We start from the raw sequence: 10871 nt of genomic DNA on the forward strand, positions 1-10871 counted from the left end.
ATGAATTGGTTAAAAACCACGCGCAGTGGCTTTCTCTGCGTGTTACTCGTATTGTTGTGGGCGAAAACCTTGTTTGCCTACTATATTGACTTCTCACTTGGGGCAACGGGGATTCTTCAACAAATCATTTTGGTCGTTAACCCCATTGGGATTAGTATCGCCCTGCTTTCGTTATCCCTGTACGTAAAAGCACCGAAACGTGCCTATCTTACGGCCATTATCGTTTACACCTTATCGATTGTCTTACTCGTGGCCAATGTGCTTTATTACCGCGAATTTAGTGACTTCATGACGATTAACACCATTCTAGGGGTGTCTAAGGTCGCCCAGGGACTGGGTGCAAGTTCTCTGAATATGGTTCGTCCAAGCGATATCATCTATGTGTTCGACTTGCTTGCTGGCCTGTTGGCCTATCTTGGTTTTGGGGTCTTCAATCTCGTCCGGTATATCCACAAGCAGCCGCTGCGCTGGCCACACTTTGGTTTGGTTCTGGATCGTAAGCCAGTGGCATTTCATTTTCCTCAAGCCATCACTGTGATTGGGATTGCCTTGTTTAGTTTGAACATGGCGATTAGCGAACTGAATCGACCTCAATTACTGACGCGAACCTTTGATCGCAATTACATTGTTAAATACTTAGGCTTAATGCCATTCACCGTGTACGACGGTGTTAAGACTGCGCAAACCAATCAAGTGCGGGCCACCGCTGACAGTGCCGACATGGATAGCGTTCTGAAATACGTCCGTAGTCACTACGCCGCCCCCAACCCGGCCTATTTTGGCCAAGCAGCCGGCAAGAATGTCATTATCATTCACTTGGAAAGTTTCCAACAATTCCTAATTGGGATGAAAGTTGACGGACAGGAAGTCACGCCATTCCTAAACTCCTTATATCGAAATAAGAATACCTTGAGTTTTAGCAATTTCTTTAACCAAGTCGGTCTGGGTAAAACTTCCGATGCGGAAAATATGTTAGAGACGAGCACATTTGGACTCCCCACTGGTTCGCTCTTCACCTCGTTAGGGACAGACAATACCTTCCAAGGGGCTCCAGCCATCTTGAACCAGACCAAGGGTTATACGACCGCCGTCTTTCATGGCGGCTCCGGTGGTTTCTGGAATCGAAATAACGTGTACAAAAGTCTGGGTTACCAATATTTCTTTGACGGCAATTTCTACGACCATGAGGGTGGCGCTGCGACCGAATACGGGATTAAAGACAAGCTTCTCTTTGGCGAATCAATCAAGTACTTGGAACATTTGCAGCAGCCGTTCTACACCAAAATCATTACCACGACCAACCACTATCCGTTCTTTATCACGGATGAAGATTCAAACTTCCCTGATGCGGGCACTGATGATGCCACAATTAATGGTTATTTCAAAACCGCCCATTATCTTGATCAAGCCTTGAAAGAATTCTTTGATTACTTAAAGGCCTCCGGCTTGGACAAAACTTCTCTCGTCATGCTCTACGGCGACCATTACGGCATCAGTAACGATCGCAACCAAACGCTAGCCCCACTATTAGGCAAAGATCCAGCCAATTGGACGAGTTTCGACAATACTGCCTTACAACGCGTGCCGCTGATGTTCTATTCCCCTGGTCTTAAAGGGGGCATTCAGGACCAATACGGTGGCGAAATTGACGTTCTGCCAACACTGCTGCACCTGCTGGGCATCAATTCCCAGCAATACGTTCAATTCGGGAGTGACTTGCTATCGCCTGATCATCAGCAACTGGTCGCCTTACGTAATCACAATTACGTCACACCTAACTACACGGTGCTGGGCAGTAAAGTGTACGCAAATCAGACTGGTGAGGCGTTAATGCCTTCAGAAGCGCTTAAAAAGGAAATGACGGCTTGGCAGAAGCGGGTCGATGAAGAACTTGACTTGTCCGATACAGTCGCTAATAAGAACCTATTACGCTTCTACGTACCACCCGACTTTAAACCGATTGACCCGGCTAAAGTCAACTACTTGCAAGGCTTGCAGCAAATGCTAGCAGAAGAACAAACGCTCGGTAATAAGTCGACTTCAGTGTTCTCACAACATAAATCTAAGAGTACCGTTGACCTGTACAAAACCGACGCGCCCGAATTTGCCACTGATGCCAGTCCGTTGACGACTTATCCACCAGCCATTGCAAATCGGAGCAACACAACTTCAACCGAGCAAACAGACAGTAGTAGCCAAGCACCGCAATAATTACCCCAAAAAGCACTTACGTCCTTGTTTTATGATGGGCCGCGGGTGCTTTTTGCGATTTAAGCCGATCAAACGCGTCAAAGTCCGTTGATTAATCGGTAGAAGTTCATAAATTGTTCAAAAGTGATTCGTATACTACAAATAGTAAAGATGAGGTGATCAGCGTGCGATTTATTGAAAGGACCATTCGAGGCATTGGCTACCACCGGTGGCATCACCTGGTGCTGGCCACTATCACGATCGGATTTGTCCTTGTGGGATTATTTCTGCTCACAAGTCAAAATTTCAATAGCCTCGCCAACCTCCAATTTAACCAACGTTTAAGTGATTTGAATTTAAGCAATGAACAAGCGATTGTTATTACTAATCGTGTCGCGGCCGCCCACGCGTTACTTGATGCTAATTATCAGCTTTGGTTCCTAGCAGCTGCCGGTATTTTCTTCTTATTCAACCTGGGACTAGCCATCAGCGCCGCTTATCGCCGTGCTGCTGAGTCACGATCATATCTACTTCTTGGCAAGTCGCCCACCAAAGTTGCCCTGCAGTATGCCACCGAGTCCATGTTTACGTTCACTGCAGTTTTTATCGGCGTGAGTTTGGTTCTACTGATTATTTCTGGTGGAATCACGGCCTGGTGGAATCAGTTAAACCAAGGCTTATTCCAGAATAGTGCTGGTGGCCGCGCGCTTTTGCGCCAATTCAACACCCAATTTAGTCGGATTTTTGATCACCAACTGACTGGCTTCTCTGATCAATCACTACTATTCGCAGCAGCACCGGTGTCGGACTCGCTGTTAGTTTATCCAAAACCCTTCTTGCTGGTGTTCCTGACTGGCATTGGGCTCATACTATTGTCACATCTATTAGCGGCGGGATTCATCCGCGCTTTTGCGAAGCGAGATTCACTCGCCCATTAGGAGGTTGCGCATGCTATTCTTTCAATCCAAAACTAAAAAAACATTAAACGCCCTGTTAGCTAATCTCTTTGCTGAACCAGGGATCTATTTTATCAGCACCCGAGACAATACTCAGACAGCTAACCAATACCAAGACTATGTCAATCGCTTCATGCAGCATAATCTAATGCGGACGATTGGACTCATTTCAACGACGCATACGGCCATCATCCCTTATTTGTCGGTGAAGGCGAACCTACTCATTAATGGCAACGTGAAGCCGCTAGAACTAGTCCCCAGCTTTCTGCAACACGATACGGTGTACCTTGAGCAAAGTGCTCAGAGCATCAGTTTGCGACAAAGCGTGGACATCCAATTTTTCCGGAGTATCTTGGCAGGCAAACGCTATATTTTCATGGAAGACAGTCAAGCTGCCTTATCAGCTGCAGAGATGCGTGATTTTCTCGTTGATGCCACTCAGGCTGTGAAAGCAACAGAGGCCAGTCTCATCATTTTAACGGCTGACCATAGCTTGCTGAATAGCACACCTGTCGCAACCTATGAAGCCGATGCCTTATCCCTACCAGCTTGAAAGATTGTCTGGCGACCAGCCTAACCAACCACCATTACCGCACAAAAACACCCCGATAATCGTATCGGGGTGTTTTTTTAGGCTTCTGTTGCTTCGCCGTTGTTGACGGCTTTTTGTTTAGGCGCTGTGGCTTCATCTGGGAAGGTGAAACTGAAGGTCGTGCCTTCATGCAACTTGGAATCAACTTCGATACTGCCGCCGTGGAGGCTAATCAGCTGATGCACAATGGCTAAGCCCAAGCCCGATTCACCATAGGCGGTATTCTTCCGCGATGGATCAGCCTTGTAGTACCGTTCCCAAATGTTCTTCACCTGATCGGCCGTCATCCCGATTCCAGTATCAGAAACACTGATTTCAGTTTGATGAACGCCATTCTTGGCTGTGATTGTAATGGTGCCATGATCTGTAAACTGGATGGCATTTTGAACGATATTGAAGACGACCTGCACAAATCGATCGTGGTCCGCATAAACAGTTAATTCTGCTGGTGCATTCAAAACAACGTCATCGTTAGCGGCGTCCGCCTTCTGTTTCAGCTGCTCAACTATGTTGGCCAAATCGACTTGACCGTTGAACTGGGTCTTCTTGAGAATAATCTGATTGGTCCGAATTTTTTCGTAATCAAGATTCTCATTCACCAGTCGAATCAGGCGATTGGTTTCATTGCGCATGAGTTCAATACTTTTTGCCTTTGATTCTTCGGGGATAACATCATAAGCCAAACCCTCTAGGATGCCATTAATCGTCGTCAGCGGCGTCCGCATCTCATGGGCAGCATCAGCCATGAATTGCCGGCGGCGGCCCTCCTGCCGTTCAATCTCGGCTTCACTGGCCTTCAAGGAGTTCACCATGTTCTGAAAATCAATAGCCAGATCAGTAATCTCGTCATGGCCCTTGAACTTCGTCGCAATAGGCGCGTCATAATCCCCATTCATCACTTGATGAGTGGCTTGGCGCAATTGATTAATCCGCCGAACTTGATAGCGCGCCACAATATAACTCACAATAATCGCCGCTAGCATTGATAATAAGAACCCAATCAGCAGGTTGTGTTCCGTCTTACCAATGGCGGTTTGAATCGTTTCAACAGGTGCAAAAGCTGAGATGACAAAAAGTAGCTTACCGCTGAGGAAAACGGGCTTGTAGTATATTGTCATGCTCTGCTGAGAGCCATCAGCGGGGTTGCGTGCCAATTCTCGCACCGAAACCGCGTTGCCCTTCTTCAGTTGCGCCCAGTCATCGTCGTCAATCCCGCGCGGAGTCCGACTGCTATTGGTGGGATACACCGCGGTATTTTTTGAATTATAAATAATGAAATGGACATGCTGGTCTTGGAGCACGTTCTCCGAAGTGGCAATAAAATTGCTGTTAATCATGAACTGATTATCACCCACTTGGACCAACGAGTTATTCTTCAGAACTTCGGTATATTGCTCGAGTTGGGTAAAGTTGTTTTCCCAGACGGTATTAGTCGTTGACCGAATAAACAAGATGCTGATCACGGCGAGCGTGACGAGAATCACGCCCAAAAACGCCAACATCTGTTGATAAATCAATTTCATCAGACATCAAGTCCCGAATCATCGAATTTATAGCCAACACCCCAAACCGTCTGGATAATTTGAGGGCCAACCTTTTCAATCTTCTGGCGTAACTTCTTGATGTGTGCATCAACGGTTCGCTCATCACCGTAATATTCATAGTCCCAAATGAGTTGCAATAATTGTTCTCGTGAGAACACTTGCTTAGGATTGCCGGCCAGCGTGTGTAACAAGTCAAACTCCTTAGGGGTCAGGCCCTCAATCGGGACATCATCCAAAAAGGCTTCCCGAGTTTTCGTGCTGAGCTTGAAGTGCTTGGTCTCAACATCATAGTCGGCGTCCGCTGATTCTGTTGCGGGGCTTTGGGTCTCGCTGACTTCGGCCCGACGGTGCAGCGCCTTAATCCGCGCCACCAACGTCATTGGTGAGAACGGCTTCGTGACATAATCGTCAGCGCCCAATTCAAGACCCAGGACCTGGTCACTTTCAGTATCTCGTGCGGTCAACATAATAAGGGGCACACTTTGACTCAGTTGCCGGATCTCTTTGGCAACCTGCATGCCATCCATCTTGGGCAAATTCAAGTCCAAGGTAATGATGTCAAATCCTTCCGGATCGGCTTTAAATTGGGCAAGCCCTTCTTCCCCGTCATAGGCATTAACGACTTCCCAATTCTCTTTTTGGAAAAACATACCCATCATTTCAGCAACACTTTGGTTATCTTCAATCATTAATATCTTCATCTTGGTTCCTCCTAATGGCGCCGACGACCGCGATTCTTCAAGGCTTCGTCTGGATCCACATAATCGACTGGTAATTCATCAATACTAATTAAGTACTTTTTTAGGCGTGTTTCTGTCTGCACGAAAACCGGCAGAAACGATAGCACTGCAATAAAAAGCCACAAAATAAAGAACTTATCCCATTGCAAACATCGAATCGCCCATCCTGCTAACACTAGGACGATCCCTGTCAGGAGTAAGGTCTGCCGAGCCCATTTCTGGGCTAAGTGAAAGCCCGTCTCATTCACACTCGCTAAATACGATGTGTAGCCATATAGACTACTGGGTTTTCGAGCGGGAAGGATTAAGAAACTCAATCCAATGACAATCTGAATCCCGCCAGCAAATAATAGAATCATCGCGAGCCTCCATCCCCGTATTTTCTTTATAAAGCCTAGCACGTTGGGCATTGTTTGACAATCTTTCACCAAGCGTGCTACACTACACGTTGCAAGTTTATGGGGATGTAATGGTCTCGACATTGATTATTGCCCATGTGGTGCATTCCGGAGGCTCGGCTCCGTTAACAACGGAACAGTTTATTAACTGCAAACAACGAAAACTCTTACGCTTTAGCTGCCTAAATAACAGCTTAGTGTGATCCCACCGTCTTTGCTCAAGGGGCGGGTTTGGGGTCTCAAATTAATTGAGCTACACAGCCAACATCCCACCTGAATGTTGGCTGGAGAGATAATCAGGTTAGCCATGGTGAGTTAGCCGCGTTGGCTGGCGCGTCACCTTGGTGAAATTCAAATTAGTCAACTATGAGTGTAGACCTGCATGGCGTGAGATTGATGGACACGGGTTCGATTCCCGTCATCTCCATATTATGAAAGTTATATCTGGGTATATCGTGTAAAAACATTGAAGAATCAGTGTTTTTATGAAGCTAAAATGTCATATCGTGTCATCTGATTTACTCAGAATGTAGTTGAAATGTAGTTGAAAAATATAAGCTTGCACACGCTGGCCACCCGTTGAGGTGGCTATTTTTTTGCGTAATCTTCCAATATAAAAGGAGGTTAAGAAATGGAAAGTCAATCGTATCTTTTGCCTGATGGTAGAGTCGTGATAATCGCGCAGGACCCATGGGGGGTTGCTGTTACCGTGATAGCTGTGGGTAGTGATTCTGAGATGCATGAATGGTATCAGTCCTTGATATCAGAAGCCGTGGCGTCGTGGGACTCGATTGAATAAAAATAGACCGCCCTAGTGGCGGCCTTTTTTGTTTGAAAAAAATTGTAAAAACATCGCACAAAAGTGTTGACTATACACGTTATAACGTGTATTATAATAGACATAGGGAGGAGGTGAAAGACATCGGTTCAAGGGTAACAAAAAAGAACCGGCTCAAGAAAGAGCAACGCGAAATCAATGAATATCGACTGGCGGTCTTATCATTCATCATTTCGATGTTGGCCTTCATCAAGAGCTGGTTCTAGAAAGAGCAAGGGCATAAGCCCTTGTTTGTTGTACCCATTGTACCATGTCATTAATATGAATAACAATCGACGAAAAGCAACTATTGTATTAGCCATACTGGCCATCGTCTTCAGCGTGTTAGCATTAATCAAAGAATTCATTTAGGAGCGAATAGCATGGATGAAAATAAATTGTCCCCAGCGCGGATTGCCGCCAACAAAAAATGGGATGAGGCAAACAAAGAGCGAAAAAGATACATCGTCAAGCGGTCGACGGCAAAATCTTTCATCAAGAATCTAGCTACCCTATCAGACCTTGCAGAACTGACCGAATTAATATCTACCCGCAAAATTGAATTAGCGCACAAAAATAACCCCACCGACAACTAAGCCGATGGGGTTTCTTTTTTATTTATATCCGCCGCCATTTGTATAGGCAGCTTCTAGAAATTCTGTTTTGCTCAGCTGGTAGAATACTTTGCCCTTGATTAGTCGGGCTGCTGAACTCTTCCACTTAGTCCCTGTTTTGAACTTCACGTTTGAACCATTGATATGCTTGCCATTGGCATCGACAGCTAAAACACCGTAGCCCGGTGCGTAGTTAACTGTCACAATCCCAGCTTGATCAGTGTATTGCTGTGGTAAGTACCAGCCACCACCGATGTCATAAGCAACTACACCACCAAGGATGTAGACGCCAAAAGCTTTCCAGGCAGTGCCATGCTTCAGCCTTAAGTTACTGCCCTTAATTTGCCTGCCGTACTTATCCAAGGCATTTACCCCATAACCAGACACATATTTTACTGTCACAATGTTAGGGTTGGTTGGCGTGACGGTCCCAACGCCATTAGCCAAATCAGTTGCTAAGCGGGCTTTGGTGATACCCCAACTTGCAAAATATGCATAAGGGTCAACGTGGTCCCCGCCGTAGTTATTGGTTACCCATTGATGAGTTTTAATGCCTGGTGTTCCAGCTCCACCTGTGTCAAGCGTGAGTGGAATGCCAAAGTCTTTAGCGGACTTGCGGGCTAGCTCGATGTAAGTCGCGTAGTCCTTCAAGAAAGTGGCACGGTCAGCAGTCCTAGCAAGTTCAATTTGAACTGGCGCATATGGATTAGCTGATAATGCAGCCCAAGCAACATATCCTGGTTCTCCGATTTGATAAATCTGGCCGCCGCCACCAACAAAGTATGTTGCATAAGCATCGTTGAAATGAATACGCATATACTTAACTTCATTTAGGATGGCATTGGGATCATACACATCATTCTGGTTGCCAGACTCATGCAAGATAACCATCAACTTAATCGCTTGCCGTGCGTCACCTTGGTTAGGGCCTAACGTATGAGATTTATTGATTGTAGGAAGTCCCAAACTTATTCACCGCCTTTAGGTTGTGCCTTGTCATCCTTTTCGTTTTCATGTGGAGATGGCTTTAATAAGTCATCACTGATTTCTTGCTTGGGTAGTACTGCCGATGTTGGGTTACTAATGATTTCAGTTGTCCCAAAACTCTTGCTTGAGAACCCCTTGAAACCATCAAATAGACCACTGACCGCAGCGCCAACAAGTAGCCCCATCAATCCACCATTAAACCAATTGTTGTCATTTGTGGCCATGACAGCCACTAAACCCGCTACGATACCGATTGCCATGGAAACCCATGGTAGCCATCGATTATCAAGACGTGTTTGCTTCACTGCTTGAGTCAATGCAAAAATAATGACTGCCGAAATCGCAAGTTCAGCAGCCGTCCCTAAATTAAGACTTGTAATTAGATCCATTTTTTTCGTCCTCCCGAATTAATCGCTTGTACTCACTGATTGTCTTTTTGGCCTCACGTAAAATGCCTTTTAACTCGCTGATTTCTCGGTCTTTCTCAATCACGGTCGCTTTAAGCTCGCTGACCTCTTTTTCCAAGTCATCCTCAACTTTTTCGTGCTCCGCTTTATAAGCCTTGAGCTCTTCTTTGACTTCTTGATAAAGATTTCGATACTCATCTTCGAGTTTGCCGTGTTTATTGCCAAGATATTGGAGCACCCCAACGATGATAACGCCTAAGGTGCCGGAGCCAAGCAATGAGATGATAGTGTTATTGATGTCCCTCAATAGTCTTGTCCCCCAATCCCGCGACGATACATGTTAAGAGAAACGCGAACAAGGCGTAGACCCAAGTCATGTTAATCGACCCGTCAAAATATCGAAATCCAAAAGCAAAAATGAAAGCCGCCTGAACACCACCCCCAGCTAATAGGGTCACCGCTCGGCACCACTTAAGTCGCGTGAAGGCAAAGGCAACTGCCAAAACGCCGACAATCAAAAAGGCCTGCCCGACTGAAAAGTCGTCTAGCCAGTTGGTAGTCATGTAGTGAGCCACGCGGTTATCAAGGTAGTCAGGGTTTTCCATGATGACCAACCCCAACATGGCGTTGAGCAAGCCTAAAAGCATCCTCGGCCAGTCGCGCTTAATTGCGCTAATCATGATAATCAACGCCAGTGGCAGACTTGAAATCATTGGCGCTGATCAATCCACCACGTACATAAGCTTTCAAATTGTCTTCGTTATAGAGACCCATCTTATAAAAATCAATTACCCATTTGAACATTATTCAGCCACCTCCGCTGGTTTTGTGTTTGGAACCGAAAGTTCAGCAACCTTTAACCCAATGCTTGCCACAGCTTGTTTGATTGTGTTGTTTTCAGCTTCTGCCTCAATGCGGGCATCTTGTTCGATTTTTAAGTCAGCTGTCAGCTTAGTCTTGGCTGCTTGCAAATCTGAAAGCATTTTAGCTTGAGCATCTTCACTGGCGTCAACCCACTGGTTCTTCATCCAGTCAAACTTTGGCAAGCCATTCTTGAGACTGTCAGGAATTGGAATCTCAGTATAAGGGTGAGCAGTCGGCCGTGTATCTGATACGTTGTGCACATAATAAAAGTTACCATCTGGTTGGGGTGAGTTATAAGTTTCGTAAATTGTCTTCATTTTGTGTTTCCTCCTAATATTCTTCTATCGAAATAATCAATGCTTCCAAAAAATTAACAGCGGTGGGAAACATCTGAATATCAGCAGCGTGTGCAACAAACCACTGATTTATCGGCTTGTTGGTATTGGCTACATACTCAATTTTTCCTCCAGCTGTGGACTTAGGTACGGTGAGTGTTACCAAATATGACTTATCGGTGAGTTTGGCACTGGTGAACGTTGAATTTGTCATGCTAGTGATGCCCTTAAAGACTGTATCATCAGTGACATAGAACACCATCCGGAAGATAAATCCCGTTTTTGCGTCGGCAAAACTTTTTGGAGTTTTGACTGCTCTGCGGGCGGATTGTCCGTCAATCAGGTAGCTATCAGCACTCAGTGATTTAAATTCTTGACCGCCGAACGCAATGGTTTTAACCTCAGCGCCGTCATAAATTAAAGTCAT

15 protein-coding genes and 1 other RNA gene are annotated in these 10871 nt (G+C 45.7%); 6 read left to right on the forward strand and 10 right to left on the reverse strand.

What is annotated here, in order from left to right; translation table 11 throughout:
* The 3 genes from FC34_RS03515 (at position 1) to FC34_RS03525 (ending at position 3699) form a co-directional block, all read left to right on the forward strand.
* Positions 1-2211 carry an LTA synthase family protein gene (locus FC34_RS03515; protein ID WP_057894144.1) on the forward strand — a complete coding sequence of 737 codons (2211 nt, stop codon included), beginning with the start codon at positions 1-3 and terminating at the stop codon, positions 2209-2211.
* Between the two features lie 164 nt (positions 2212-2375).
* Complete coding sequence (locus FC34_RS03520; RefSeq protein ID WP_057893994.1) at positions 2376-3128, forward strand: hypothetical protein; 753 nt, start codon at positions 2376-2378, stop codon at positions 3126-3128.
* A 10-nt stretch (positions 3129-3138) separates the two neighbouring features.
* Complete coding sequence (locus FC34_RS03525) at positions 3139-3699, forward strand: hypothetical protein (protein WP_057893995.1); 561 nt, start codon at positions 3139-3141, stop codon at positions 3697-3699.
* 77 nt (positions 3700-3776) lie between these two features.
* On the opposite strand, the gene FC34_RS03530 is transcribed toward FC34_RS03525, so the two are convergent.
* Genes FC34_RS03530 through FC34_RS03540 form a run of 3 tightly spaced genes read right to left on the reverse strand, consistent with a single transcriptional unit; the run spans position 3777 to position 6381 of the window.
* A complete protein-coding gene (locus tag FC34_RS03530) occupies positions 3777-5261 on the reverse strand; it encodes a sensor histidine kinase (RefSeq protein WP_057893996.1) in 1485 nt (494 codons plus the stop codon).
* A complete protein-coding gene (locus FC34_RS03535; RefSeq protein WP_057893997.1) occupies positions 5261-5983 on the reverse strand; it encodes a response regulator transcription factor in 723 nt (240 codons plus the stop codon). The genes FC34_RS03530 and FC34_RS03535 overlap by 1 nt, the downstream gene beginning before the upstream one ends.
* Positions 5984-5994: 11 nt before the next feature.
* Positions 5995-6381: an SdpI family protein gene (locus tag FC34_RS03540; RefSeq protein ID WP_057893998.1), complete on the reverse strand. Its 387-nt coding sequence runs from the start codon at positions 6379-6381 to the stop codon at positions 5995-5997.
* A 101-nt stretch (positions 6382-6482) separates the two neighbouring features.
* Here FC34_RS03540 and ssrA point away from each other — a divergent pair.
* The 3 genes from ssrA (at position 6483) to FC34_RS03545 (ending at position 7833) form a co-directional block, all read left to right on the forward strand.
* Positions 6483-6850, forward strand: a transfer-messenger RNA (tmRNA) gene (gene ssrA, locus FC34_RS09525).
* 482 nt (positions 6851-7332) lie between these two features.
* Positions 7333-7464, forward strand: coding sequence for a hypothetical protein (locus FC34_RS09855; protein WP_268872373.1), 132 nt, complete (start codon positions 7333-7335; stop codon positions 7462-7464).
* Between the two features lie 156 nt (positions 7465-7620).
* Positions 7621-7833 (forward strand): hypothetical protein, encoded by a 213-nt coding sequence (locus FC34_RS03545; protein ID WP_057893999.1) that lies wholly within the window; start codon positions 7621-7623, stop codon positions 7831-7833.
* 18 nt (positions 7834-7851) lie between these two features.
* Here FC34_RS03545 and FC34_RS03550 read toward each other — a convergent pair whose 3' ends face one another.
* The 7 genes from FC34_RS03550 to FC34_RS03575 are packed head-to-tail and all read right to left on the reverse strand — an operon-like array spanning position 7852 to position 10871.
* Complete coding sequence (locus FC34_RS03550) at positions 7852-8817, reverse strand: N-acetylmuramoyl-L-alanine amidase (protein ID WP_057894000.1); 966 nt, start codon at positions 8815-8817, stop codon at positions 7852-7854.
* Positions 8818-8819: 2 nt separating this feature from the next.
* On the reverse strand, positions 8820-9227 hold the full coding sequence (locus FC34_RS09610; protein WP_157052212.1) for a YrzE family protein: 408 nt from the start codon (positions 9225-9227) through the stop codon (positions 8820-8822).
* A complete protein-coding gene (locus FC34_RS03560) occupies positions 9205-9552 on the reverse strand; it encodes a hypothetical protein (protein ID WP_057894001.1) in 348 nt (115 codons plus the stop codon). Before FC34_RS03560 ends, FC34_RS09610 begins: the two co-directional genes overlap by 23 nt.
* On the reverse strand, positions 9536-9925 hold the full coding sequence (locus FC34_RS03565; RefSeq protein WP_057894002.1) for a hypothetical protein: 390 nt from the start codon (positions 9923-9925) through the stop codon (positions 9536-9538). Before FC34_RS03565 ends, FC34_RS03560 begins: the two co-directional genes overlap by 17 nt.
* Complete coding sequence (locus FC34_RS09530) at positions 9918-10049, reverse strand: XkdX family protein (protein WP_083479218.1); 132 nt, start codon at positions 10047-10049, stop codon at positions 9918-9920. Before FC34_RS09530 ends, FC34_RS03565 begins: the two co-directional genes overlap by 8 nt.
* Positions 10049-10426, reverse strand: a complete 378-nt coding sequence (locus FC34_RS03570; RefSeq protein WP_057894003.1) for a hypothetical protein — start codon at positions 10424-10426, stop codon at positions 10049-10051. The genes FC34_RS09530 and FC34_RS03570 overlap by 1 nt, the downstream gene beginning before the upstream one ends.
* A 13-nt stretch (positions 10427-10439) precedes the next feature.
* Complete coding sequence (locus FC34_RS03575; RefSeq protein ID WP_057894004.1) at positions 10440-10871, reverse strand: hypothetical protein; 432 nt, start codon at positions 10869-10871, stop codon at positions 10440-10442.

The sequence above is a fragment of the Lacticaseibacillus brantae DSM 23927 genome, assembly GCF_001436115.1.
GTDB lineage: Bacteria > Bacillota > Bacilli > Lactobacillales > Lactobacillaceae > Lacticaseibacillus > Lacticaseibacillus brantae.

Bases quoted from the DNA above. Each gene is read 5' to 3' on its own strand.
- FC34_RS03565 (WP_057894002.1), bottom strand. From the start codon at position 9,925: ATGATTAGCGCAATTAAGCGCGACTGGCCGAGGATGCTTTTAGGCTTG.
- FC34_RS03545 (WP_057893999.1), top strand. From the start codon at position 7,621: ATGGATGAAAATAAATTGTCCCCAGCGCGGATTGCCGCCAACAAAAAA.
- FC34_RS09530 (WP_083479218.1), bottom strand. From the start codon at position 10,049: ATGTTCAAATGGGTAATTGATTTTTATAAGATGGGTCTCTATAACGAA.
- FC34_RS03525 (WP_057893995.1), top strand. From the start codon at position 3,139: ATGCTATTCTTTCAATCCAAAACTAAAAAAACATTAAACGCCCTGTTA.
- FC34_RS03575 (WP_057894004.1), bottom strand. From the start codon at position 10,871: ATGACTTTAATTTATGACGGCGCTGAGGTTAAAACCATTGCGTTCGGC.
- FC34_RS09610 (WP_157052212.1), bottom strand. From the start codon at position 9,227: ATGGATCTAATTACAAGTCTTAATTTAGGGACGGCTGCTGAACTTGCG.
- FC34_RS03535 (WP_057893997.1), bottom strand. From the start codon at position 5,983: ATGAAGATATTAATGATTGAAGATAACCAAAGTGTTGCTGAAATGATG.
- FC34_RS03570 (WP_057894003.1), bottom strand. From the start codon at position 10,426: ATGAAGACAATTTACGAAACTTATAACTCACCCCAACCAGATGGTAAC.
- FC34_RS03540 (WP_057893998.1), bottom strand. From the start codon at position 6,381: ATGATTCTATTATTTGCTGGCGGGATTCAGATTGTCATTGGATTGAGT.
- FC34_RS03515 (WP_057894144.1), top strand. From the start codon at position 1: ATGAATTGGTTAAAAACCACGCGCAGTGGCTTTCTCTGCGTGTTACTC.
- FC34_RS03530 (WP_057893996.1), bottom strand. From the start codon at position 5,261: ATGAAATTGATTTATCAACAGATGTTGGCGTTTTTGGGCGTGATTCTC.